The organism is Streptomyces sp. NBC_00386, assembly GCF_036063235.1.
Classification (GTDB): domain Bacteria; phylum Actinomycetota; class Actinomycetes; order Streptomycetales; family Streptomycetaceae; genus Streptomyces.
In genome coordinates this window covers 9,826,474-9,850,964 of the sequence record NZ_CP107950.1, presented here as the reverse complement: position 1 = coordinate 9,850,964, position 24,491 = coordinate 9,826,474, and the positions used below count along the sequence as shown (strand labels likewise).

The 24,491-nt window shown below is 67.6% G+C and carries 21 protein-coding genes, 1 tRNA gene and 6 pseudogenes; 15 read left to right on the top strand and 13 right to left on the bottom strand.

What is annotated here, in order from left to right; genetic code table 11:
- Position 1: 1 nt before the first annotated feature.
- Positions 2-448, top strand: coding sequence for a hypothetical protein (locus tag OG780_RS43195; protein ID WP_328458793.1), 447 nt, complete (start codon positions 2-4; stop codon positions 446-448).
- Positions 449-814, top strand: a complete 366-nt coding sequence (locus OG780_RS43190; RefSeq protein WP_328458766.1) for a transposase — start codon at positions 449-451, stop codon at positions 812-814. It abuts the gene before it with no gap.
- A 22-nt stretch (positions 815-836) separates the two neighbouring features.
- Here OG780_RS43190 and OG780_RS43185 read toward each other — a convergent pair whose 3' ends face one another.
- The 5 genes from OG780_RS43185 to OG780_RS43165 form a co-directional block, all read right to left on the bottom strand.
- A complete protein-coding gene (locus OG780_RS43185; RefSeq protein ID WP_328457733.1) occupies positions 837-1,328 on the bottom strand; it encodes an SUKH-3 domain-containing protein in 492 nt (163 codons plus the stop codon).
- Between the two features lie 146 nt (positions 1,329-1,474).
- The gene (locus tag OG780_RS43180; protein WP_328457731.1) at positions 1,475-2,467 is read right to left on the bottom strand and encodes a GNAT family N-acetyltransferase; all 993 of its coding nucleotides are present in this window, start codon (positions 2,465-2,467) and stop codon (positions 1,475-1,477) included.
- 115 nt (positions 2,468-2,582) lie between these two features.
- On the bottom strand, positions 2,583-2,930 hold the full coding sequence (locus OG780_RS43175) for a YciI family protein (protein WP_143940799.1): 348 nt from the start codon (positions 2,928-2,930) through the stop codon (positions 2,583-2,585).
- Positions 2,927-3,853 (bottom strand): virginiamycin B lyase family protein, encoded by a 927-nt coding sequence (locus tag OG780_RS43170; protein WP_328457726.1) that lies wholly within the window; start codon positions 3,851-3,853, stop codon positions 2,927-2,929. Before OG780_RS43170 ends, OG780_RS43175 begins: the two co-directional genes overlap by 4 nt.
- Positions 3,850-4,527: a CatB-related O-acetyltransferase gene (locus tag OG780_RS43165; protein WP_328457724.1), complete on the bottom strand. Its 678-nt coding sequence runs from the start codon at positions 4,525-4,527 to the stop codon at positions 3,850-3,852. The genes OG780_RS43170 and OG780_RS43165 overlap by 4 nt, the downstream gene beginning before the upstream one ends.
- 293 nt (positions 4,528-4,820) lie before the next feature.
- Between OG780_RS43165 and OG780_RS43160 the strand changes: the two genes are divergently transcribed.
- Both OG780_RS43160 and OG780_RS43155 read left to right on the top strand, forming a co-directional pair.
- Positions 4,821-5,714: a LysR family transcriptional regulator gene (locus OG780_RS43160; RefSeq protein WP_328457722.1), complete on the top strand. Its 894-nt coding sequence runs from the start codon at positions 4,821-4,823 to the stop codon at positions 5,712-5,714.
- Positions 5,715-5,864: 150 nt separating this feature from the next.
- A pseudogene (locus tag OG780_RS43155) lies at positions 5,865-7,024 on the top strand (IS3 family transposase).
- 253 nt (positions 7,025-7,277) lie between these two features.
- On the opposite strand, the gene OG780_RS43150 reads toward OG780_RS43155, so the two are convergent.
- The gene (locus OG780_RS43150) at positions 7,278-10,304 is read right to left on the bottom strand and encodes a tetratricopeptide repeat protein (RefSeq protein WP_328457720.1); all 3,027 of its coding nucleotides are present in this window, start codon (positions 10,302-10,304) and stop codon (positions 7,278-7,280) included.
- A gap of 122 nt (positions 10,305-10,426) precedes the next feature.
- Here OG780_RS43150 and OG780_RS43145 point away from each other — a divergent pair, with 122 nt between their 5' ends.
- The 4 genes from OG780_RS43145 (at position 10,427) to tnpA (ending at position 12,598) form a co-directional block, all read left to right on the top strand.
- Positions 10,427-10,624 carry a hypothetical protein gene (locus tag OG780_RS43145; protein ID WP_328457718.1) on the top strand — a complete coding sequence of 66 codons (198 nt, stop codon included), beginning with the start codon at positions 10,427-10,429 and terminating at the stop codon, positions 10,622-10,624.
- A 314-nt stretch (positions 10,625-10,938) separates the two neighbouring features.
- Positions 10,939-11,838, top strand: coding sequence for a PIG-L deacetylase family protein (locus OG780_RS43140; RefSeq protein WP_328457716.1), 900 nt, complete (start codon positions 10,939-10,941; stop codon positions 11,836-11,838).
- A 61-nt stretch (positions 11,839-11,899) separates the two neighbouring features.
- On the top strand, positions 11,900-12,070 hold the full coding sequence (locus tag OG780_RS43135; RefSeq protein WP_328457713.1) for a hypothetical protein: 171 nt from the start codon (positions 11,900-11,902) through the stop codon (positions 12,068-12,070).
- Positions 12,071-12,169: 99 nt separating this feature from the next.
- Entirely contained in the window at positions 12,170-12,598 is a 429-nt protein-coding gene (gene tnpA, locus OG780_RS43130) for an IS200/IS605 family transposase (protein WP_328457711.1), read from the top strand.
- Here the strand turns inward: tnpA and OG780_RS43125 are convergent.
- Entirely contained in the window at positions 12,568-12,957 is a 390-nt protein-coding gene (locus OG780_RS43125; RefSeq protein ID WP_328457709.1) for a hypothetical protein, read from the bottom strand. The genes tnpA and OG780_RS43125 overlap by 31 nt on opposite strands.
- Before the next feature lie 387 nt (positions 12,958-13,344).
- On the opposite strand from OG780_RS43125, the gene OG780_RS43120 reads away from it, so the two are divergent.
- Positions 13,345-14,658: a M28 family peptidase gene (locus OG780_RS43120; RefSeq protein WP_328457707.1), complete on the top strand. Its 1,314-nt coding sequence runs from the start codon at positions 13,345-13,347 to the stop codon at positions 14,656-14,658.
- Positions 14,659-14,739: 81 nt separating this feature from the next.
- Here OG780_RS43120 and OG780_RS43115 read toward each other — a convergent pair whose 3' ends face one another.
- Together OG780_RS43115 and OG780_RS43110 are read right to left on the bottom strand one after the other, a co-directional pair.
- A complete protein-coding gene (locus OG780_RS43115) occupies positions 14,740-15,264 on the bottom strand; it encodes a hypothetical protein (protein ID WP_328457705.1) in 525 nt (174 codons plus the stop codon).
- A 77-nt stretch (positions 15,265-15,341) separates the two neighbouring features.
- Positions 15,342-15,767, bottom strand: coding sequence for a pyridoxamine 5'-phosphate oxidase family protein (locus OG780_RS43110; RefSeq protein WP_328457703.1), 426 nt, complete (start codon positions 15,765-15,767; stop codon positions 15,342-15,344).
- A 256-nt stretch (positions 15,768-16,023) separates the two neighbouring features.
- On the opposite strand from OG780_RS43110, the pseudogene OG780_RS43105 reads away from it, so the two are divergent.
- Positions 16,024-16,524, top strand: a pseudogene (locus tag OG780_RS43105) (hypothetical protein); the annotation flags it as partial.
- A 410-nt stretch (positions 16,525-16,934) separates the two neighbouring features.
- Here OG780_RS43105 and OG780_RS43100 read toward each other — a convergent pair.
- Complete coding sequence (locus OG780_RS43100) at positions 16,935-17,231, bottom strand: hypothetical protein (protein WP_328458791.1); 297 nt, start codon at positions 17,229-17,231, stop codon at positions 16,935-16,937.
- Positions 17,232-17,777: 546 nt separating this feature from the next.
- On the opposite strand from OG780_RS43100, the pseudogene OG780_RS43095 reads away from it, so the two are divergent.
- From OG780_RS43095 to OG780_RS44830, 3 pseudogenes are all read left to right on the top strand, one after another.
- Positions 17,778-18,355: pseudogene (locus OG780_RS43095) on the top strand (DUF1062 domain-containing protein).
- Between the two features lie 216 nt (positions 18,356-18,571).
- Positions 18,572-18,880: pseudogene (locus tag OG780_RS43090) on the top strand (transposase); the annotation flags it as partial.
- A 62-nt stretch (positions 18,881-18,942) separates the two neighbouring features.
- Positions 18,943-20,000: pseudogene (locus OG780_RS44830) on the top strand (IS630 family transposase); the annotation flags it as partial.
- A gap of 525 nt (positions 20,001-20,525) precedes the next feature.
- Here the strand turns inward: OG780_RS44830 and OG780_RS43070 are convergent.
- The 3 genes from OG780_RS43070 to OG780_RS43060 all read right to left on the bottom strand — a co-directional run bounded on the left by OG780_RS43070 (position 20,526) and on the right by OG780_RS43060 (position 23,159).
- Complete coding sequence (locus OG780_RS43070; RefSeq protein ID WP_328457699.1) at positions 20,526-20,891, bottom strand: S24 family peptidase; 366 nt, start codon at positions 20,889-20,891, stop codon at positions 20,526-20,528.
- A gap of 105 nt (positions 20,892-20,996) precedes the next feature.
- Positions 20,997-22,481, bottom strand: coding sequence for a hypothetical protein (locus OG780_RS43065; protein WP_328457697.1), 1,485 nt, complete (start codon positions 22,479-22,481; stop codon positions 20,997-20,999).
- A gap of 604 nt (positions 22,482-23,085) precedes the next feature.
- Positions 23,086-23,159, bottom strand: a tRNA-Met gene (locus OG780_RS43060).
- A gap of 605 nt (positions 23,160-23,764) precedes the next feature.
- Between OG780_RS43060 and OG780_RS43055 the strand changes: the two genes are divergently transcribed.
- On the top strand, positions 23,765-24,010 hold the full coding sequence (locus OG780_RS43055; RefSeq protein ID WP_328457694.1) for a DUF3761 domain-containing protein: 246 nt from the start codon (positions 23,765-23,767) through the stop codon (positions 24,008-24,010).
- Between the two features lie 274 nt (positions 24,011-24,284).
- Positions 24,285-24,475 (top strand): annotated as a pseudogene (locus OG780_RS44825) (IS5/IS1182 family transposase); the annotation flags it as partial.
- Positions 24,476-24,491: the final 16 nt, after the last annotated feature.

The following is a 24,491-nucleotide window of genomic DNA, read 5'->3' as shown; positions in this document are numbered from 1 at the left end:
TGTGTCTACCGGCACCGCGCCTGCCTGCGTCCTGCGCCTGAGCCACCAGAGGAGCCGCATCAGGCGCCGGAGTCGCCCGCGTCCTCGCCGTGGCCAACAGGCCACCGTCCACGCCCTGCTGGCCGCCGGCCACAGCAAGCGGTCCATCGCCCGGCAGCTCGGCATGGGCCTCAACACCGTTCTCCGCTTCTCCCGCGCCACCGAGCCGGAGCGGCTGTTCACCGGCCAGTGGCAATGTCGCCCCACCAAGCTCGACGCCTACAAGCCCTATCTCGACCAGCGATGGCAGGAAGGCTGCACCAACGACTGGAAACTGTGGGAGGAGATCAAGGCACAGGGTTACCCAGACGGCTACGGCAACGTTCGCGCCTACGTCAGCCGGAACCTACGCGGCAAGCCTCAGCCGGTCGGCCCCCGGCCGCCATCCACCCGTGCGGTCAGCCGCTGAATCCTCACCCACCCCGACGCTCTGGCCGAGAGCGACCGACTTCAGCTCAAGGCAGTACTGGCCGACTGCTCCGGCCTCGAAAGCCTTGCCAGCCATGTCCGTGCCTTCGCGGACATGCCCACGCAACTGCGAGGCGAACGGCTGTCGGAATGGATCACGTCCGCGACTGCCACCGATCTGCCCAGCCTTCAGCGATTCGCCCAGCACCTCGAACGCGACCTGGACGCTGTCACTGCCGGCCTCTCCCATCCCTGGAACTCAGGCGTTGTTGAAGGCCACGTGAACCGGATCAAGATGCTGAAGCGGCAGATGTTCGGCCGCGCGGGATTCGAGCTCCTCCGCAAACGCGTTTTGCTCGCCAAGTGAGCTGTCACCAGGCCTGATCCGGCTACCTGTGTCCCTCGTCGATCCTGCGGGGCCTCACGCCGAGGATCAGATTCTCAAGGGCGTGCGGCATTGCCCCGAAGCTAGCGACCCAGCCCGCGACCAGGTAGATCTCGCCGCGCTCATCGATACCGAGAAAGAATCGGCCGTGATCGAGCTCACCGAGCGGGAAGAGCTCTCTCCCCAAGGCGTCGCTCCACTCGGAGAACCGGTCATCCTCTCCCCACGCCAGCTCAGGGTCCAGTTCGAATGGCTCGCGGGCGCGGTTGATTCCCGGGCCACCGATGCTGACGGTCAGCCCCCCGAACTCCTGGAGAAACGTCTCCGCAGCATCGTGCATGCGGACGCCGACTCTTTCGAACATGGACCGCCAGCCAGCCGTGTCGACGCGCCTGCCAGCCGTCCACCCCGAAGCCTCCAGGACCTCAAGCACCTCCAGCGACCATTCGCTCATGACAGACCCAACTCCCGCCAACTTGAAATAGGAGGCGATCATCTCAGCAGCCTGGGCTGAGTGAGTACAGCGTGTGACCGCACCACAGGAAACGGACCAGAACCCAATCTCGTGAACAACGCCAACGGGTCGGGATCCGGTTCGTCGAGCCAGGGATCCGGGTCGGGTTGCGGAGGCACATGCCAAGGTCAACTGCGCGGGGCGAAGGCCGTTTGGGGAGAGATCCGGAGACGCAGCAGAGGGGGCCAGTCCCAGACCAGGTTGAGGGAGCGTTCGAAGTTGACGTATCCGGCACGGGCGAAGGCTTTTGCCATGGGGACGTTGCCGAGGTCCGTGGATGCCCTGATCCGGTCGACGCCCTCGGCGGCCAGGATGTGGGTGCCCTCGGCGAGGATCTCGTCGATGTAGCCGTTGCCGCGGTGTGCAGGCAGGACGCCGATGTACGCGATGATCGGGTGGTAGCTGTTGCGGGCCGGGATCACGAAGCCCACCGAGCCGCCGCCGTCGGGCAGTTCAGCGATGCGCCACCATTCGTGCGGGCTCTTGAGCCTGGCGAACTCTCCGTCGTAGTGCCGTTCCGCCGCCTCGCGCGAGGTCAGTCCGGATGCCAGATCCGCCTGGCCGTGGGCGTCGAGGGTGCCCTCCATGACCGGGGTCATCAGGGCGAGGAGGTCCTCGCGGTCGGCAACCGGGCGGAAGACGAGACGCCCCTTGGACTCCGGGAGCAGGGACGAGGGGGTCCATTGCAGCCGCAGCCGCTCGACCAGCAGCCGTGCGCCCGTGCTCTCCAGCAGGCGCGTGCGGGACTCGACCACCTCGCGGGCTGCGGGGTCCTCACGCCAGTCGGGCGGGACGAAACGACCGTACTCCGGCAGTTTGGCGCCCGCCGGGAAGACGGCCGCCGTCGCTGTCTTGAACAGTCGCCGGCCGATCTCGTCGTGGTCGGCTTTGGGCAGCGTGTCGTCGATGTCGAAGAAGTCGAACTGCAGCGGGATGTCACCGCCTGGAGTCGTCCACCAGGCGAGCCGGGCGAGGAGGCGGTCACCGTCCAGGGCCACCCAGGTCCACTCGGGGCGGCGGCATCCGTTTGCGAAGTCGTCGGTCAGTTCGTGGTCCAGGACGTAGGAGAGCCGGCAGAAGAGTTCGATCTCCTCGGGGCCGGTCAGAGGTCGGTAACTCACCGATGTCAGTGTCAAGCCAACTCCTGTGAAGGGGTACAGCGCTCGGGACCCGGCAGGACGTGCCGGTCAGGCGCGCCGGATGTCCGGACAGATGGCGGCGCGGGCCATCTGCCGATCAAGCCGATTCGAGGACCGGGCGGATTTCGAGCGCCTCCGGGGTGGGGAAGCCGCGGGCCAGCTCGATGGCCTCGGCGTGGTCGGCCACCTCCAGCACGAACCAGCCTCCGAGAGTCTCCTCCCCGCTGTGCACGGGCCCCTCGGTCACCGCTGCGGATCCGTCCGCCGTCTTGCGCACGGTGACAGGGCCCTGGTGCTCGGTGTCGAGGGCGTCGCCGCCCGCCAGCTTGCCCGCTGCCGCGAGCTCGCCGATCCACGTCTCGTACGCATTGCGGTAGGCATCGCGGTCGGCCTGGATCCGGGCGCGTGACGCGTGCGTCTCGAAGATCACGAGGGCGTATTTCATGAGGCATTCTCCTGTTCGGTGTTCCTGGTGGTGATGTTGGTGGTGGGTCCGATGCGGGCCAGCGCGCCTGTCTCCAGGGCCGTCCATAGGGCGCCGTCCGGGCCCACCGTGATGCCATGCGGTTCGGAGGCCGGGGTGGGCAGGTCATGGGCGGTGACTATGCCGTCGGAGGTGATCGAGCCGACGCGGTTGCCGCCCCACTCGGTGAACCATGCGGTGCCATCGGCGTCGGTGGTGACGGCGTGCGGCCGGGCCGAGCGGTCGGGCAGCGGGTACTCGGTGATCCGGCCGTCGGGCGCTCTGCGACCGATCTGGCCGGCCACGATCTCGGTGAACCAGACTCCGCCGTCCGGGCCTACGGCGACACCCACCGGCGCGGCCGCTGCGGTGGGCAGCTCGTGGACCGTGATACGGCCGTCCATGCCGATGCGGCCGATGGCATTGGCCTGGTTCATCGTGAACCACATTGCGTCCCTGTCCGCGGCGATCGCGGAGGGGAACGCGCCGGTGCACGGCAGCGGGTACTCCGTGACCGATCCGTCAGTGGTGATCCGGCCGATGCGGTCGGCGGCGGTCTCGGTGAACCACAGCGCGCCGTCCGGGCCCTCGGCGATACCGAAGGGACCGCACTGCGCGGTCGGCAGCGCGAACTCCGCCGTGTGGCCAGCCGTCGTGATCCTGCCGATCCGGTGCGCCCGGTACTGGGTGAACCACAGGGCGCCGTCCGGCCCATTGCTGATGACCGTCGGACCGCTGTCCGGGGCGAGCTGATGGCTGGTCGGCTTCTGTCCTGGGACGAGTCGGCCGATCTGGCCGCTGTGCACCATGGTGAACCACAGCGCGCCGTCCGGTCCGGTGGTGATCGCGTACGGGCCGCTGTCGCGACCGGACACCGCGTACTCTTCGACGGTCCGCGTCGTCACTGCTGCTCCAGACCTTCGGCGGCGGCGATGCGTTCGATGTCCTGCGGGGAACCGGTCATGATGGTGCACGCGTGCGCGGTCACCAGCTCGACGGGCCAGTCCCACCAGGCGGCGCGCACGAGCCGTTCGATGTCGCTGTCGTCGAAGCGCTGTCTGATCGTTTTGGCCGGGTTCCCGCCCACGATGGTGTACGGCGGCACGTCGGCGGTGACCATCGCGCCGGCCGCGATCACGGCACCGTCGCCGATCCGTACTCCCGGCATCACGGTGGCTCCGTATCCGAACCACACGTCGTTGCCGACCATCGTGTCCCCGCGGCTGGGCATGCCGGTGACGATGTCGAGGGTCTGCTCGGCCCACTCCCCACCAAACATGGTGAAGGGAAAGGTGGACACCCCCATCGAGGGGTGGTCGGCACCCGCCATCAGAAATCGAGTGCCCGTGGCGATCGCGCAGTACTTGCCGATGATCAGCCGTTCCGGACCGTAGGCGTAGAGCACATTGCGCTGCACGAAGTCGGCCGCGCCGTCGGGGTCGTCGTAGTAGGTGAAGTCACCTGCCACGACGTTGGTTCCGGCGACCAGTGGCTTGAGGAAGACGACCCGCTCGTGGGCAGGCAGCGGGTGGAGCGTGGCCGGGTCAGGTGTCCGGGCAGCGCTCGGGTCGGATGGCACGTGGGAATCGCTCCGTGGGGGTTCGTGCGCGGCGGCCGGGGCCCGGGGCGTGAGGCCCAAGGGTCGGTGAGGTACGCGACTTCCGCGCGGTCCGGGTTTTGCGGGCCGTCGGCTGGATCGAGCGAGCCGATCCAGCTGTCTCGTGCCGGTTCATGCTGTCACCTGTGGGGGGCGGCTGACCGGCTCGGCACCCAGCATGCCGAGCGAGCAGCCTGGGAACAACGGCCGATCTTGTTATGGTCGTTAACCCAGAGGTTCATGAATTCGGGAGCCATGAGGGAACCGGGGGCGGAATGGAACTGCGGGACATAGAGATCTTCCTGACGCTCGCGGAGGAGCTCCACTTCGGCCGCAGCGCCGAACGCCTGCATGTCTCCCCAGCCCGTGTCAGTCAGGCGATCAAGAAGCAGGAACGCGTCATCGGCGCTCAGCTCTTCGAGCGGACCAGCCGCCACGTGCGGATGACCCCTGTCGGAGAGGTGCTGCTCCAGCGGCTGAAGCCGGCATACGAGGGCATCCAGGAAGCCATAGCTGAGGTGACCGCCATCGCCCGCCATCCGTCCGGCACGCTGACGCTGGGGGTCATGGGTGCACAGATGCATGACATGCGCCCGGTCCTGACCCATTTCCGGGCCGGGCACCCGTCCGCCGAACTCCGGTTCAAAGAGGTGTTCTTCAGCGATCCGTTCGGAGCCTTGCGGGCCGGTGAGGTCGACGCGGTGACCACCTGGCTGCCCGTTCGTGAGCCGGACTTGACCGTCGGGGTGGTGCTGCGCGAGGAACCGCTCCACTTGATGGTGGCCACCGACCACCCGCTCGCCCGGCAGGAGTCGGTGAGCATGGAGGTGCTCGGTGACCACATCGTGCCGCGCCTGAACGGCCCTCTTCCCGCCTACTGGGAGAGCGCGGTCCTGCCGGCCCGCACACCGGCCGGACGCCCTGTCCGCCGCGGCCCGGCCGTCTCAACCTTCTACGAGATCCTTGCCTTCGTCGCGGCAGGTGACGTGGTGTGCACGGTCCCCGACGAGGGACGGCGCTACAACGCGCAGCCCGACGTCGCCTTCCTTCCCCTCCACGATGCCCCGCCTGTCCAGTGGGCCCTGATCTGGCGCACCGGCAGCGCGACCCCACTGGTACGCGCACTCGCCGAGGCGGCGACGGACTGCGGGGACGCAACGGAGCGATAGATACGGGATGTGGCGGCGTCGGTGCTGTCGTCCGTGACACCACCCGCCACCACCCACAAGCCAAGGCAAGCCACTTCAGATGACCTGCCCCAGGTCCTGGGTTCCAGTTCTGGTGGCTAACTGACAGTCCTTCACGGAAGGCTGGCAGTCATGCCTCGCCCTTATCTTCCGGAGTTCCGGGCACGTGCCATCGCGCTGGTCCGCGCCGGCAAGCAGGCCAAGCAGACCGCGGTCGAGCTCGGCATCCATCCCGTCACGTTGTCGAAGTGGTTGCGGCAGGACGACATCGACAACGGGCGGCGACCGGGAACGCCGTCGAGCGAGTCCGCTGAGCTGCGGGCCGCTCGCCGGCGGATCCGTGAGCTGGAAACCGAGCTGGGGATCGTCCGGCAGGCGGCGAAGTTCCTTGACGAGGACAAGCCCCGCCCAAAAGGCTCTACCCGGTGATCGACCGTCTCGTCGATGCCGGGGCACCGGTCGACCGGTGCTGCCGGATCCTTGGCGTCACCCGGCAGAACTACTACAAGCACAAGCGCACCCCGACCACACCGCGCCAGCTACGGCGGGACTGGCTGACCGGGCTGATCCGGGAGGTCCACGTCGCCTCCCATGGCACCTACGGCTACCGCCGTGTCCACGCCGAGCTCACCCTGGGCATGGGCATCCAGGTCTGCTCCAGGACCGTGTCGGTGCTGATGACGCAGGCCGGGATCCACGGCCTGCCCGGACCGGTGCGGATCAAGCGCCTCCGTGGCATCGTCACCGCCGAGGACCTGGTCAACCGCACGTTCCATCGGCTGCGTCCCGACGAGCTGTGGGTCACCGACATCACGCAGCACCGGACCAGGGAAGGATGGGTCTACTGCGCGGCGGTCCTGGACGCGTTCAGCCGCAGGATCGTGGGCTGGTCCATCGACTCCAGGCAGGACTCCACCCTCGTGGTCAACGCGTTGGACATGGCCATCCGCAACCGCCGCCCTGAGCCGGGCGGGATCGTTCACGCCGATCACGGAACCCAGTTCACCTCCTGGGTCTTCGGGGAGCGGATCCGCTCCGCCGGCCTTCTGCCGTCGTTCGGCACCGTCGGGGACGGCCTGGACAACGCGATGACGGAGTCTTTCTGGTCCTCGATGCAGATCGAGCTGCTCAACCGCCGGCGGTGGAAGACCCGGGTCGAACTGGCCAACGCGATCTTCGAGTTCATCGAGATCTTCTACAACCGCCAGCGACGACACTCAGCATTGGGTTATCGCACCCCCATCGAGTACGAACTACTCTCCGAGAACGACACCACCCCGGCTGCTGGTTAGTCACCGAACCTGGAGCCCAAATGGTGGGGCAGGTCAAGATGTCACCCGTTCGTACGGCAGACCCGGTGGGCAGCAGGGCACGATCGCTAACAGCGTCGGCTATACCACGAACTCCACTGGGAACGCTGAGCGGACTGCGGTGTTGGGGCGGAGCGGGAATTTCCGCCGAAGCCGATACCCCCGCTGATACAGCGCGACCGCTTCCGTCTTGAACTGCGGCGGATAATTCTTCATGACCACGAGGGCTCCCACATTATTTCCATGGAGGCGTAGGTGTGCCGTCTGGGTCTAGGCCATTAGGCCACCAAGTCACGAAGGCTCGCGTGAGATTAGTCGCCCACCGTGGGTTGTTCATACCACGGTCGGCGGCCTGCCGAACAAGGTTTTCGGCACGCTCCCGGTCTCTGGCCTTCTCTCGCATCTCAGCCAAACGGTACAAGACATCGGTATCCCCGCGGTCAGCGGCCTGCCGAGCCAAATCCTCAGCGCACTCCCGATCCCCAGCCCTCTCCCACATCATGGCCAAATATTTCAAGGCGCCAGTATTGCCACGGTCAGCGGCCTGCCGATAAAGATCCTCGGCACGCTCCCAGCCACCGGCCCTCTCCCGCATCTCAGCCAAACGAAACAAGACATCGGTATCCCCGCGGTCAGCGGCCTGCCGAGCCAAATCCTCAGCGCACTCCCGATCCCCAGCCCTCTCCCACATCATGGCCAAATATTTCAAGGCGCCAGTATTGCCACGGTCAGCGGCCTGCCGATAAAGATCCTCGGCACGCTCCCAGCCACCGGCCCTCTCCCGCATCTCAGCCAAACGAAACAAGACATCGGTATCCCCGCGGTCAGCGGCCTGCCGAGCCAAATCCTCAGCGCACTCCCGATCCCCAGCCCTCTCCCACATCATGGCCAAATATTTCAAGGCGCCAGTATTGCCACGGTCAGCGGCCTGCCGATAAAGTTCCTCGGCACGCTCCCAGCCACCGGCCCTCTCCCGCATCTCAGCCAAACGAAACAAGGCATAGGTATTGCCGTGGTCGGCTGCCTGCCGGGCCAAATCCTCAGCGCACTCCCAGTCCCCAGCCTCCTCCCGCATCACAGCCAAGCGCTCCAATGCCTCGTTATCTCCATGCTCGGCGGCCTGCCGGTAGAGATTCTCGGCGCTCTCCCGGTCCCCGGCCTCCTCCCGCATCACAGCCAAGCGATACAGGGCGTCGATACTCCCGTGGTCGGCAGCCTGCCGGGCCAGGTTCTCGGCACGCTCCCAGTCCCCAGCCTCCTCCCGCATCACGATCAAGCGATCCAACACCCTGCTGCTACCGTGCTCAGCGGCCTGCCAAGCTAGGTGCTCGGCGCTCTCCCGATCCCCAGCCCTCTCCCGCATCACGGTCAGACGCTCCAAGGCCTCACTATCGCCGTGGTCGGCAGCCTGCCGGGCCAGATCCTCGGCACCCTCCCAATCCCCAGCCTCCCCCCGCATCACAGCCAAGCGCTCCAAGGCGCCGATGCTGCCCTGGTCGGCAGCCTGCCGGGCCAGATCCTCGGCACCCTCCCAATCCCCAGCCTCCCCCCGCATCACAGCCAAGCGGTACAGAGCGCCCGGGCCACCGTGGTCGGCGGCCCGCCTGTAAAGGTCCTCGGCACGCTCCCAGCTACCGGCCCTCTCCCGCATCACGGCCAAGCGGTACAGAGCGCCCGGGCCACCGTGGCCGGCGGCCCGCCGGGCGAGGATCTCAGCACCCTCCCAATCCCCAGCCTCCTCCCGCATCACAGCCAAGCGCTCCAAGGCGCCGATGCTGCCCTGGTCGGCGGCACGGTGTCGGAGGTGATGGGCCCATTGCAGGCGGTGTCGCGTCTCAGCTGCCTCGGTGAGGTTGTTCAGGTCGTCGGAGTGGGTGAGGTGGGTGAGAGCGGCATGCCAGAAGGAAGCAGGCGGACACAGCCAACTGCGGACGGTGCGGCCATGTTGTTCGAGGTAGTCGGCGAGCCGGAACATTGGCCCCGCAGGCGCCTGAGGTGGGGTGTTGGCGGGTGGGGTGGGTGTGGGCGGCCGTCGTCGGAGCCGGGGTGTGGTGCTGCGCAAGGGGGCTTGTTTGCCGTGGACCGGTTTAGCGAGTTCGGCGTATGCCTGTTCAGCCCAGCCCTTAGTGAGCTGGTCGTAGTCGGTGTCGGTGAGGTAGTCGGCGGCGGCGGCGGTGAGGAAGGCCTGTGGCAGGTGGAGGCCGACACCGAGGCGGCGCGCGTCCATGGCCGCGTGCAGGATCGCTTTGGCCGCGGGGGTTGCGCGTTCGTAGCGGGTGAGGAGTTCCGGGGCGCCGGCCAGGTCCTGAGCCACCCGTCCGCTGACGTGGGCGCGGGTGAGGGCGTCGGCCAACAGCCGGTCACCGCCCTTGGCCAACGCCGTCGCCGAGGCCAGGGTGCGGGTGTCGAAGGTGTCAGGGACACTCACAGTGCGTCCGGCGAGAAGCTCCCTCGCTCGGCTGTGCGGATCCGGCTCACCAGGGGTGGGCAGGGCGATGTACTGCTTGGCGTAGTCGTCCCACAGCGTGCCCAGGGCGAGAACCGGCCCGCGCTGCGGACTGGTCAGCAGGTGGTGTACGGCCGCAGCGATCTCCTCCCCGGCCTCCCGGTCGCCGAGGTAGTGCTGGGCCTCGTTCAGCCATACGACCGTGCGCGGGCCGACCCGGTGCAGGTCCTCTAGGGCGGCCTGCGCCCGGGTGGGGTCGAAGGGATGCCACAGCCGCCACCCCTGCTCCGCCAGTGGCTGCACGGCCTCCCAGCACGCCCGGGTCTTGCCCGTCGAGGAGGAGCCGACCAGGACCAGCATCCGGCTGCGGCCGGCCGCCGCGTCCCGGACCGCCTCCGCCAGAACCCGGTCGTGCTCACGCAGCACATAACCTGGCAGCAGCCACTGCCCCGGCAAGCTGGTACCGTCCTGGGCGTTGCCGGCCGGATGGACCTCCAGCGCGTGCGGATCCCACTGGCCGATCGGCCGCCCCGGCCCACTCAATGTGACCGTGTCCGACTCTTCGGCCGCGGTCCGCCGCAACTCCAGCAGTTCTCCTGTCGGCAACTTCAGCACGCGGGCCAGCGCCGCCACCGTCTCCGCAGAGGGCACAGGCTTGTTGGGCGAGAGTGCCTCCGACACGGTGGTGCGCCCCAGCCTTGCTTGGGCGGCGAGCTGCGTTTGGTTCAGCCGGGCCCGAGCCAGCCCGTCGGCCAGCCTCCTGCGCAGCTCGACCAACGCCGAGTCCGGAGTGTGACCGGTCCGTTCGTCGTGCACGCGTGCCCCCGCGGATGGTGATGTGTTCGCCGGTGTTCATCTTCGTCTCGGCGAACCCCGGCGCATACCGATTCCGAGACCTTTGTCCACGTCAACGCCCCAACCCTTGACGGGAGTCTGCCGTGAACGTCGCGCTCGCCCTCCTCACCACCGCACTCGTACTCGTCGTCGCCGTGCTGACTGCCGCCAGCGCAGGCAAACTCGCCCGCCTGGACGGCGCCACCTACCCCACCGCCCTCACCCGCGCCGCCACAGCCTTCACCGCAGTCCTCACCCTCGCCACCGCGGTAGTAGGCGCCCTCGCCGCCCTCCTCACCTGACCCAGACCACCGGCGCCGGGCCCTGGCTCATCGCTGATGGAGTCAGCCCCCACCCCACCCCCACCGCTTGGCGGCGGCGATCAATGACGATGACAGGACGTCCAGGTGCGCCCGGAGACCGGAGGAACAGCACCTCCAGCCTGATGTGTCTTGGACAGGTATCCGCGACGCTGCTGCTGGCAGGGACGTGCGGGGAAAGTCCGACTTTGGGCCGCCCCCGCACGTCATTCTGGTGCCTCGCACCTGCTGCAACCGCTGATCGTGAAGCTGTGTCTCCATGGGAATGCTCGGCATACGCTGGCAGGCCAGAAGCGATGTCCGGCGAGGAGGGAAGGCTGTGTACCGGCCGACTGCCCCTGTGCCGCGCACCTGCCCGAGTCCGTATCGTCGATCCGCTCACGGCAAGGAACGAGGTTTCTGCTTTGGCTACGTCCGCTTCCACGACCGGGTCTGATCTGCCGTCGCTGCTCGGCGTTTTCGCCCACCCCGACGACGAAAGCCTGCTCGCCGGCGGCGTGCTCGCCCAGTATGCCGCCGCCGGTGCCCGCACGGCCGTCGTCACCGCGACCTGGGCCCAAGGCACCGCGAGGGCCGCCGAACTCGCCGCGGCGTTGACCGTTCTGGGCGCGGGCGAGCCGCGCCTGCTCGGATACCGCGACGCCCGTAACCCGTCCTCGGCGCCCGGCCAGCCCCGTTGGTGCGAGGCGAACCTGGACGACGCCGTCACTCAGATCGTGGCGCACATCCGGCAGTTCCGTCCCGATGTCGTCGTCACGCATGACGCGCTCGGCCAGCTCACCGGCCACCTGGATCACCGCCGGACCCACCAGGTGGTTCTGCTTGCCGTGGAGGTCGCCGGGATCGGCCGGCTTCACCATGGGGCGGGTGAGCCATGGCGGACCCGAGCTCTGTACGGGGCCACGCACCCGCACTCCGCAATCGGCGACCTCGGGCCGCTGCTGACAGGCGTCGGCAAGACACTACTCAGCGTGGAGGACGAGGACGTGGCCGCGACCGTGGACGTGACGCACTGGCTGGCGCAGAAGTGGACCGCGATCTGCTCACACACCAGCCAGCTCGAAGGCCAGCGCCCCCTGCCTGCACTGCTGGACCGCCTCGATGAGGCAACGCGCGACCGGATCCTGGCCACCGAATACTTCACCCGTATCGGCGCCGCCCCCGCTCCGGCAGTCTCGCACGTGCTGTCGCTCTGATCCCCGCGCCCGCTCCCCATCCGCGCTGCTGGAGTGAGCCCGCGCCGTCCACCGCGCCTCCATGGCTGACTACCTCGCCCAGCGCGGTGACCTCGCCGCCGGTGCCGGAGAGCTGGCCGGCCTCTTTCGCGAGCCCACCCTCCAGGAGCAGTTCGGCCAGGCCGGGAAGCAGCTGCTGCTCGTCGTAGGGATGGAGCTGCTGCGCCGCCATACCCGCCCGGCCGGACGGTAGAGGCCGCGTACCTTGTCTGGTCCTCCGGGGGCGACGACCGCCATCGGCTCAGCCGGTCGCATCCTCGGGCTCGGCGCCGGTTGCTCGCGGCATTGGCCTATGTCGCCACGATGGGAACCAAACCCGGATATCCGCAGGGGTCGAACAGTCGTCTACAACCTGCACGCGCATTTGGTGTTCGTCACCAAGTACCGGCACGGCGCCCTGGACGACGAGATGCTGACGCGCTGCGAAGAGATCATGCGCAAGGTGTGCGAGGACTTCGACGCCAAGCTGAAGGAGTTCAACGGCGAAACCGACCACGTCCACCTGCTCGTGCACCACCCGCCCAAGGCCGCACTCGCCAGCCTGGTCAACAGCCTCAAGGGCGTCTCCTCCCGCCGCCTGCGCGCGGAGTTCACCGGCCGGGTCAACCAGGCGATCATGCCCGGCCGGTTCTGGTCGCCCTCCTACTTCGCCGGCTCGTGCGGCGGCGCGCCACTCCAAGCAGTCAAGGACTACATCTCACCGCACAAGCGCCCGGACTGAGCGCGGGCAGCCGTGGGCGCGGGCAGACAGCGCTGACCCATGCCCACGGCCGAGGCCAGAGCAGCCCAGAGACGCGATTCACCCCCGGCCTGAAAGCCGGGGCACTCTCGCAAGATCAGAGTAGAGGCGATCGCGTCCAGCAGCTGGCGGTGGCAGTAGCCCTCGGGGTGTCCGCCCCGCCCTTGAAGCCAGGCCGGCACCGGCAGCAAAAGCCGGATCTCGGCCCACTCCGCGTCCGTCATGTCCGACGGATATCGGCGCACCCGATCGGGATGGTCGGCCGCATTGTCGTACAGGTGCGCGATGCAATCGCACGACACGGCGAACGAGTTGAAGCGGGCGGGCTCGGGCGCGTACAACAGCAGGGCCTCCGGGAACCGCTCGGAATGGGGTCACACCCCGAGCTACCAGGAGGCCCTGTCTTCATGCTCGTACAACGGGGAGATCACCCGACCAGGAACTCCGTTTGATCCGCACGTTCCAAGATCGGTTGAAATACGGCTTCTCATGGCGGAGAGGCCTGTCCGAAACGAGCTGCGACTGTCCGCACGGCGCCTACAGCTGTGTGCATCAACCCAGCTCACGACAGGCACTCTTGACGCAACGTCAACACTCATCGACTATTCACTTCGCATCGCCGCATCAGGCACAGGCTTTACACAGCTCCAACGTCCCGCGTTACCACGCAGCGGGACGTTTTACACGTTCCGCAACCCACCTTCAGTTCGGAATCACGGAGCCCCCACATGAGCCTCTCTGCACGTCAGCGTGTCCTCGCAGTGGCCGGTATCACCCTCGCCGGGCTGCTCGCCGGGGCCGTCCCGGCAGCCACTGCCCAAAGCGTCGCCGCCGCACCCGACATCCCAGTCGCCAACGTCAAGCAGCACCTCGCCGATCTCCAGTCGATCGCCAGCGCCAACGGCGGCAACGGCGGCAACCGCGCCCACGGCCGAGCCGGCTACAAGGCGTCCATCGACTTCGTCAAGGCGAAACTGGACGCCGCCGGATACACCACGAGAATCGAGCAGTTCACCTCCAGCGGTTCCACCGGCTACAACCTGATCGCCGACTGGCCCGGCGGCGACACCAACCAGGTCCTCATGGCCGGCTCGCACCTCGACTCGGTGACCTCCGGCCCCGGCATCAACGACAACGGCTCCGGCTCGGCGGCCATCCTGGAGACCGCGCTGGCCGTCGCACGTACCGGGTACCAGCCCACCAAACACCTCCGGTTCGCTTGGTGGGGCGCCGAAGAACTCGGACTCGTCGGCTCCAAGTACTACGTCAACAACTTGCCGTCCACTGAACGCGCGAAGATCAGCGGCTACCTGAACTTCGACATGATCGGCTCCCCCAATCCCGGCTACTTCGTCTACGACGACGACCCGACGATCGAGAAGAACTTCAAGGACTACTTCGCCGGAATCGGTGTCCCCACCGAGATCGAGACCGAGGGCGACGGCCGCTCCGACCACGCCTCCTTCAAGAACGTCGGCATACCCGTCGGCGGCCTGTTCACCGGCGCCAGCCGCACCAAGACCTCCGCGCAGGTGCAGAAGTGGGGCGGCACCGCCACCGCCTTCGACCGCTGCTACCACTCGTCCTGCGACACGACCACCAACATCAACGACACGGCTCTGGACCGCAATAGCGACGCCATCGCCCACGCGATCTGGAACCTCTCGTCCGGCACAACGACCCCGCCGACGGGCACCGTCTTCGAGAACACCTCCGATGTGTCCATCCCGGACAACGGCGCCGTGGTGACCTCGTCCGTCAACGTCACCGGAATCACGGGCAACGCACCCAGCGACCTCGCCGTCGGCGTGGACATCATCCACACCTGGCGCGGCGACCTGGTCGTCGACCTCATCGCCCCCGACGGCACGGTCTACAATCTCAAGCCCTACTCGTCCTCCGACTCTGCGGACAACGTCCAGACCACCTACACGGTCAATGCCTCAGCAGAGGTCGCCAACGGGTCCTGGAGCCTGCGCGTCCAGGACAGGGCCACGTACGACACCGGGTACATCAACAGCTTCAAGTTGACCTTCCCCTGACTGCCACCCGAGCACAACCACGCGCCCCGACCCGACATGGCACTCCTTCGGCCCTCAGCATGAGGGCTGCTCGTCGGCTTCTCAGTCCCCCGTAGACCCACGGAGGATCGTGGCCCGTCGGCCTACCCGGTGCAGGAAGGGGCGACGGGACACGCCGCGACCGGGGTGACGGAGTCGGCTCAGGACAGGCGGACTGTCACAGCGACGCCGTCGGTCTTTGAGCACGACCGTGCCAGGTCGCACCGCGACGACCTCCCCGCACAGTGTGGTCGTGCCCTGCCGGATCATCAATTGCGGAAGGTTCTTCGGCGGGGCGTACCAGGTAACGCCGACCGCGGTGACGAGCAGGGCCGTGCACAGGCAGGTCAGGATGATCCCCGCGCGCAGATGGCGGGCGCTGGCCAAAGCCTCGTCGTGGTCCTCGACCTCCAGCGGTCGCCCCCTCGCCTCCTCGGACTCGGACAGCCGACGGGCATAGGGGCGGCCGTGTGCCGCACGAAGCCGGCAGAACGCTCCGGCCGCGCCCACGCACAGGGCGGCCGCCAGCAGCAGGCCAGCAGCCGCGGACCGGCCGGGGGCGAGCTGTCCGACATCGACCTGCTTCACGCGGCGTCGCACGGGGTCGCGGCGGACGCCCCGCGCGCCCGGCCCGACTCCGCCTCGGACCGGACCGGGGCGACGGCTCAGACCGAACCGAGGTCGGACGAGAACCAGTGCTCGGGGCGCATGCGCACGACGACCTGCGTGCCGTGCTCCTTCCACGCGAAGTCGACGTACGCGTCGACCTTCTCGGCCGGCAGATAGCGCGCCGAGATCTCCCGCAACTTCTCGCGGGTGGCGGGAGTCGTGTCCAGGACCGGACCTTCCACGGACACGTACCGGATGGTGGGTTCGAGCCGGTCGATCATCAGGGAGAACCGCCCCGCCGCCTCGATCAGCCGGTTCTTGCGGGACTCCGACCCGGTCATGATCCACACGGTGCCGTCGGGTTCGTACTGGTACCAGATCGGCACGGTCAGCGGGGCGCGTCCCGCCCCGCCGTCCACCGCGAAGGCGGCGACGTGCGGTTCTGCCAGGAACTTCTGACGCTCTTCACGGGACAGGGCCATGCGGACTCCTCCGGGGTGCGGACGGGTGCGGGCGGTATCGCTGCCCTGATGTCAGCACGCTCTGTCCCCGCTCCTATTCCGGCTCTCCGGCGCGGCTCCGCCGGTCCCCTGGTGGGCGGAGCCCTCGGCCCGGGGTGGGGCCAGCTCCACCATGGATCCGGGTGCGGACCGTCTCGTGGCCGCGCGCGGGCGACGGCAGGGTGGAACCGGGTCGACCACCGCGGTCCAGGACCCGCCCGCCGGAAGGGAATTCACCATGACGCCGCAGCCCGAGCCGGGACCGGAGACGGTCGGCGCGGCCGTTCCCGGGCCGCTCGCCTCGTTCGTCCGGTTCGTGGTGTGCGGCGGAGGTGTCGGGGTCCTCTCCAGCGGTGCCGTTGCGCTGCTGGCCGCGCTGATGCCGTGGTCCGCGGCGAACGCCGTGGTCACCGTCGCGTCGACCGCCCTGTGCACGGAGCTGCACGCGCTCTTCACCTTCGGGACCGGGCGCCGGGCCGGGTGGCGGCGCCACTGGCAGTCCGCAGGATCGGCCACCGCCGCCTACGCGGTGACGTCGTTGGCGATGTTCGTCCTGCACCTGGTGCGGTCGTCGCCCGGGGCGGTCACGGAGCAGGCCGTCTATCTGGGCGCGGCCGGGCTCGCCGGGACCGGCCGCTTCCTGGTGCTGCGGCTGTTCGTCTTCGCGGCCGACCGGGACGGGACCGCGACGCGGGACGCGGACCGGGTCGTCTCGGCCCGCGGACCGGTCCGCGCACCCCTCTCCGGGAGGGTTCCCGCATGCCTTCCCGGGTCCGTCTCCGGGCTGTTCCCCGTGACGGCCCTCGACACATGCGGCACCACCGGGAGCCTTCCCGCCGAGGAACGCACCCCCCGCCCGGGCGGCGGCCCCCGCCTCGAGCGCCGCCGCCCGGCGTCCGGCCATCGGTCGGCGGGCGGCGCCCCGGCGGGCAGCCGGCCGGTGGCCGACAGGCCGGTCGGCGCCCGGGCGGCCCGTGGCCGGGCAATCCGTGGCCGCAGCCTGTGCGCGGTCAACGCCACGCTCTGGCGCCTGGGTCCGGCAGTGACGGTGTCCTGCGGTGACACTTTCCGCGACCCGAAGGAGCTCGAAGCCCAAGCGCGTCAGCGGGCCGAAGACGCCGTCGCGGAGCACAAGCGGAGGCCACTCCTCTACCCCACCCGCACTCGGCTCTCCCCAGCCTGGACCTGGCTGGCCAGTATTGCGGCCCAGCCACGGGCGAGTTCGGCGTCGTTGCCCTCGACGGGCTTGCGCAGCGCCACGACCGTCGCCACGAGCCCGGTCATGCCCAGGGGAAGACCGAGCAGGCCCGCGGTATCGGCCGGCTCGAGACCGCCGCGGATGAGCTGCCGCACCGCGTACACGATGCTCACCACGATCGCCAGGACGCACAAGGCGCCGATCATCTGCCAGTTGCGCCGCTGGCGTCGGCCCCCGAGTCCTGCCACCCCCGGATTATGGCCGCCGGCCTCCTGCCACAGAGCCGACTTTTCCTATTTGATCACTTCAAGTCCGAGGTGTGACGGGCCAGTTCGACGCGAAGCGGGCTGGGTGCGGGCAGGAAGCCGTTTTGCGGTCTTGATAGGTACTCCGAGGTGGCCGCGCGTGCGTGCCGGCAGCTTCGGCCTCCAGACGGGCCCTGCGGACGTCATCGAGGTTGATCCGCTGTGAGACCGGGTCGGCGCTGCCGCAGTTCTTCGCGGCCTGGAGGGCGAGTCGACCTTCGTGGTTCCTACGGCGGGCCAGAGCCAATAAGGCATGTCCGGTGGGTCGAGGGTGATGTGGGCCCCCGCCACGAGGGATCGCCAACCGCCCGAAAATCCGTGGAACCGCACCCTCGTGTGCCGTTACCGTTCTCCCGCCCACAATCACCCGGTCAAGGACGTGCCGTTGTACACCAAGTGAGACCCCCCGAGCGCTGATCCGTCGCGCGTCGCACATGTGCGCCGCGCTCCTTTTCGCTGCGGTCTTCTCACTGGAACCGGTGTATTTCTGTGTCCAAGAACTGGGTGGTCGTGCCCACCTGCCTGCCGATCGTTCTCCGCCGTTGCCACAGGTGCGCCTCCGGGCGCTTCCGGGCGAACAGCAAATTCCGCGTCAACGCGAACCACAAGTTCCTCCACGCCTGGCTCCTCGCACTGTGCACCGAGTGCGGGGACACCACCAAGCTCGCTGTCCTGGAGCGGATGAACGTGCGTTCCGTACGACCCGAGCTCCTGCACATGCTGCACGACAACGACCCCGGCCTGGCAGCCAAACTGCTCCAGGACCCGGTCGTACGGCGCCGCGACGTGAGCGGCCCGGGTCGAACCGAGCGGCCAGCCTGGCAATCGCCGTACGGTCCGCCGCCGCACCGGGGGCACCGCGGCCGGTGGGCGCCTGTGCCGGGGGTGGCTTGGTCTCGGTCCGCTTTCCGGCGCGGAAATCTGTGCGACCGGTGCGTCTGAGCGCCGAAGGTTTCGGCTCCACGCGAGCCTAGGCCGAGAGGCTGACCGCCGAGGGAAACCTCGTGTCGACAGCCCGCCTGAGCGGCAAGCTCTCGGGTGACTTCACCTTCATGCTCAAGCGCTGAGCCCTTCAGGCCCGGGGCCTGTCCGGCAGGATCCGATCCGCCGGACAGGCCCAACCGACACGCTGGAGTCAGGGCACCGATAGGTGTCCTGCAAACACGACACCTATCGTGCTCAGAGGTCGTTTCGTGAGTTTTTGGGGGTTCTGTCGTCGCCTGATGGTGTGGGTGCAAGCGGATCCTGCTGGTGGGCAGCCTGTGGTCTGCTGGGGTGGCGGAGTGAGTGAACGCACGCCGTACCCGAGCGACTTATCGGATGAGCAGTGGTCGTTGATCGAGCCGCTGATCACCGCGTGGAAGGACCGACACCGCTCGGTCAGCGGCCATCAGGGCGCCTACGAGATGCGGGAGATCGTGAACGCGATCCTCTACCAGGGCCGGACCGGCTGCCAGTGGACCTATCTCCCGCACGATCTTCCGCAGAAGAGTGCGACGTACTACTGCTTCGCCGCCTGGCGGGACGACGGGACCGACCAGGTCATCCATGAACTCCTGCGCTGCCAGGTCCGTGAACGCTCCCGGCGATTACTGACCTTTTCGGGTTGTCTTCGGGTGGTGACGTTGGGTGATCCCTGCGGTATGCCGGTGTCATGCGGTATGCGGATGGTGGGGGCCTGACTGCTGAGCGGCGGGCTGCGCGTGAGGGGATCCGGCTGGAGGCCGGGCAGAGGTTCGCCCAGGGTGACCGGACTTCGGACATCGCCAAGGACCTGCGGGTGAGCGAGCGTTCGGTGGAGCAATGGCGCCGCAACTGGCGTGAGGGCGGCGTGGAGGGTCTGAGGTCGAAGGGGCCCGCGAAGCTGCCGAAGCTGTCGGACGAGCGGTTCGCCCTGCTGGAAAAGGAGCTGGGCAAAGGGCCGGCCGTGCATGGCTGGGAAGATCAGCGGTGGACGTTGGAACGCGTCCAGACGCTGATCGGCCGCCAGTTCCAGGTCAGTTGCTCGATCGCGGGAGTGTGGAGGCTGCTGCACCGCCACGGCTGGTCCTGGCAGAGTCCGGCCCGTCGCGCGCTGGAACGCGACGAGCATGCAGTCGAGTTGTGGAAGAAGGACGTGTGGCCGCAGGTGGAAGCGCCGCGGCGGCGCTCGGGGCCTTCATCGTCTTCGAGGACGAAGCCGGGTTCGCGATGACGCCGCCGCACGCCCGCACCTGGGGCCTGCGCGGGCAGACTCCCGTGGTCCGGGTGCGGGGACGGTCCCGGCGGCGGATCTCGGTCGCCGCGCTGTGCTGCTACCGGCCCGGCGAGCGGTCCCGGTTGATCTACCGGCCCCGTTTCCACCCGCTCCTCAAAGGCGCACGCAAGAGTTTTGCCTGGCAGGACTACCGCGACCTCCTGGTCCGCGCGCACCTGCAGCTCGGCGCCCCGATCGTGGTCGTCTGGGACAATCTGAACACCCATCGTGCCGCCGGGATGAAGAAGTACGCAGCCGACCACGACTGGCTCACCATCATCCAACTCCCCTCCTACAGCCCGGACCTGAACCCCGTCGAAGGCATCTGGTCCCTACTGCGGCGCGGGTGGATGGCCAACACCGCCTTCACCGACCCCGACCACCTCACCCGGACCCTCCGCCGAGGACTCGCCCACATCCAGCGCCATCCCGAACTCATCGACGGCTGCCTCATCGAGACCGGCCTGACCCTTTCTTCAGACGCTCCGAAGCCAATCCGAAAAGGTCAGTACTTCCGCTCCCCCGCCGCGCGCGAAGCGGTCATCATCCGCAGCGGTGGTACGTGTGAGAACCCCACCTGCCTGGGCCATTCCACCGAACACACAGACGCCGGCGCACCCCTTCTTGAAGTCGACCACGTCAACGAACTTGGCAACGGCGGCGGCGACATCCCAGAAATCATGATCGCGCTCTGCCCGAACTGCCACGCCCTGAAAACGCGCGGAAGCAACCGCCGTCAACTTCGTGCCGCTCTGCTACCTGTCGCCCGACAGCGCCATCGAGCTTTCCTCGAAGGTGCCTTGTAAAGCCACTGCGTGTCGGCCTCGTTGGGATGAGGCGGCGTCGCTGAATACGTCACTGATTACGGCGCTGCCACTTGTGGAAGGTCTTCGCCGACTGCGACGTGTAACCGCCGGCCCTCGTCGTCATCGATCTCGCGAACGCGCACTCGTTCTGCCACCCGCATAGCTTGGCGGCCCGATGCCACCGGAACGTCAAGTTCAGGAGAACTCGTTGGAGTCGGCCGCGAGCGTCTTGCCCACGGCTCCTGACCGGGCGACGCCGTCGACTGCCACACAGATGCCAAAGACACGATCGTGGCTGGTCCAGCCGTTGACGCGACCACGGTTATTGCTGATCTGCACCCGCTTCCTGGCAAGGTCCACAGACGACACCAAGTGCAAGTAGACCGTCCCGGCGACACGCGCGAGGACGATGTCCCCGGCCTCCAGCTTCGATGGATCGACCGGAGCAACGACCACCTGCTGCCGACTGCGTATCAGCGGAACCATCGAGGAACCGCTGGGCCAGAACGCCACGGTGGCCCCGCCAGCAACCCTGCCTGCCACTGCATCTAATGCACCCATCCGATGATCGTGGCAGATTCCCCTGCATCACCCTACCGATTTACTTCTCCGTGCTCCACCAGCGAGGCGAACGTTGCCTAATGCGGCACTAGCAAAAGAATGGGGTCATAGTGGCCCGACGCCGTTAGCGAGTACCTCTTGATGCCGAGAGCAGCGGCAGGTCCGGGCCCGTTTCATTCGCAGCCCGAAGGCCGCGGGGCCAGGAAGCCGCACCGTTGTTCCCAGGTGCCTGATGCCCTCGGAGTTTAGTTCGCGCTCCAGGGCTGGCACTGCCGCTTTGGCTGTCCGCTCCGAGGGGAAACGGATGGTGTGCTTGCTCTCTACGGTGGCCGCTCCATCGAACAGGCGATCTGCCATCCTACGCAGGAGTTTGATGTATTCGAACTCGCAGATGTAGCGGAGTGTGCCGCCAACGCCCTGGGCGCCCTGCGACGTGGCGCGCCAAGGCCGAGCCCGCGGCTCGAGGCGCCGGTGATGGACTTCGACAGTGTCGATTACCACGCGCGCCAACAAGGCGGGCTGTTCCGCCGCTGCGCGGGAGTCGGAGCATTCGGCCAGGGCGACGTCGACGTCGCGCAGGATGTGGACCAGTGCGGACCGACTGGGGTGGCGCAAGGCGACGACGTCATGCGCGGCCACCTTACGCAGCATGATCAGCACCCGCTCCGCATAGAGTTGGTCCAGCGAACCCTCCCCGAAGCCGAAAGCTGGATCGGTAATCTGATCGAGGACGTGAAATTCGACGCGGTCCAAAATTGCCAGGTCACGAGCGTCGCTGGGAGCGACATCCTGAGCGGGGGCCAGGAAGTGGTCCAGTTGCGGGTCCAAGGGGGCAAGGCCCGGCTCGCGCAAGGCAGCTGCCCACTCGTGACGTTGCCACAACTGCGCCTCGAACAGTTCGATATCGGACAGCGCCATAAGCCAGGAGGCCGTGAAGTTGGCAGACGACTGCAGTCGCTCCTCCACTTGGCGGGTCAGGTCTTCTAGGGCGTTGACCTCATAGCAGCTCAACAGTTCACGTGTGGTGTCGAGCGTATGCCCGACGAACTTGTACTTCGTCCGCGCGATCTGAGCTTGTGATTCCGCGTCGAAACGGCCGTGCAGTCCGCTTGATCGTGACACCCACAGGAGGCATGCGGCAACGACAGGCAGCACGGTGTCAGCCGTGCTTGGGGTCGCGTCCAGGGCGTTGCGCCAAGCACCCGGGGCGGGACTGAGCGAACCGCGGCGAGCGGCCCGCATGACGTCGTTGGCAATTCTCTCAAAGAAGAGAATACAGGCCAAATCCGCACGTTCTCGGGCCTCTTCGAGGTCGAGGAGGCCGCGGAACAGATGGAGCGCCAGACGCTCCAGGCGTGAATCCTCCCAAGCCAGGAACAATGCTATGCCAGAAGCACCACTTCGGGCCGGTGGCAGCTGACTTGCCTGCGCGGGACGTTCATCCCGCTCAGTCCAGTACTGAAGAGCGCCCCTCACATCGATAAGAACCCGTGCGGGTGCGTCGTCCCAGCGGTTAGGCAGGGTACTGAGTTCCTCTATCAGGGGATGCAACTGCGCATAATCTGATGTGAAGGAGTAGTGAACGTCCATTGCCGCATTATGGAGGGCCGGGACAGAGTTGATCAACGCTGGGCCTGGTCATCGCAGTCATCATCCTCACCACGGACATCCACGACAGTGACGCGAACACACTGGCGGCACTAGCCACAAGGCGCGCTGGGCCGATCAGGGCTTCAAGAGCCAGGCCACCGAGCACAGCATCAGCCCGGCGCTGGCGTCGAGGAGCAAAAGTGTGGTCACATCGTGAAGATTCGCGCCCTGAGCCAAGGGGAAGGCGCGCGGGAGCCGTGGCGGAGGTTGTACACATCGCGCTGGATGGAGGCATCGTCGCCATGCGCAACACACCCGTGAAGCATCGGGCTCCGCTGGCCGAACTCCGCCCGTCGTGACGGCCCGGCCAGGACCGTCACGAGTCCGGCCCCCCGATAGAACCACCACCAGTTGCTGCGCGCCGCGCTTCACCGCGCTCGCGACCGAACCCGCCGCCAAGGACCGCGCCGCGCCGGCACGACGCTCGAACACCCGCCCGCTCAACCAGGCTGCAATGACCAGCCGACGGGCCTCGTGCCAGGCAGGCGATCGTCCGGGAAAGCGAGAAGGCCCGGATCGTAGAGATCCGGGCCCTTGCCAGCAGTAGCGGGGACAGGATTTGAACCTGCGACCTCTGGGTTATGAGCCCAGCGAGCTACCGAGCTGCTCCACCCCGCGTCGGTATTGCCCACCCTACGCCATCACAGCAAGCACCGAAGACCACCACACGACGCAAGATCCTTTAATCGGCGAAGCCGACGTTTCGCCCCGGGACAGCCCACCCGGGCCTGCTCACCCGGAGGCGATGCCCAGGTCCCAGCGTCGACGGACGGTACCCCCGCCCGACCGGCACAAGTCAGCGGCGCCCCACGTCGTAGGACGTTCAGGATGTCGCCCTTCGCGCGCTGCGTGTCCACGCTCCCCAAGACGGCCTCGACGAACATCCGCTGTGCGGTCTCCCCGCCCCATATGGTCCTCACGCCCTCGCCGCCCTCATGCGCAGAACGTCGGGAAGGTGTAGGCGCGAACCCGGCGGATGGTCGGTGTTCTTCTCATTCCGTACCTCACTGGCCCCTCCCCCATCCACGGCATGCACGGCGCCAACAGACCGAGCATGGGCGGGGTACCTCAGGCCGCGCTGCCGTACAGGCGTTCGCGCGGGTCGAACGTCGAGTGACGGGCCGGCCACGACTGTCACGATCCGGTGATCAGGAAACGGCATCGCACCCAGGGGGCGGGCCGGCGGTGCATGATCGCGTCTCCGAACCACTGAGGGGGATTTCATGCTAACCAAGTTCCGGGGCGCTGTGGCTGCAGCCGTCATGGCAGGTGCGCTGCTGACGCCCGTAGCCGTTGCCACCGATGCTGCGGCTGCGTCGTGCGCCCGGCACACGACGGGTGTGTGCAAGGCGAACTCCTCTCATCCCCGCGGGGCGACAGCCAAGTGCAAGGACGGCACCTACTCCTACAGCGCCCACTTCCGAGGCACCTGCTCCCACCACCGGGGCGTCAAGTACTGGTACCGGTAAACACACAGGCCAACGCCCTCGCCCGATCGGCTGCGGGCGGAAGCGACCGTCGGCTCTTTACCCGAAACCGCCGCAACAAAAAGTGAGCAACAGCAGCAATCAAGGCAGGCTCAGCCCGGCGCACCCCCGGCATGACGACGACGATCACGCCGGTGTGCCACCGGGCTGCGTCGTATCTCAGGCACCACTGGGGCGGGCGCCCGATGAGGAGTGAACGCGAGAGCCGGCGCTGATGATCGGATGGCTCGCAAATCCCGCCGCCCGCAACGCCCGGGCCCACAAAGGCATCGAGTCCAGCGAACGATTGGGCCGTCGCAGGTGGGTGATCGAGCGCACGATGTCGTGACTGTCCGGCTTCCGCAGACTCAGCCCCGCTACGAACACAATCCCCTCAACTACCTGGCCTTTCTCGGCCTTGCCGCCGCCCTCTGCTGCTACAAGCGCTTCCTCAAACTGACCATGTAGGACACGGTGTAAGGGC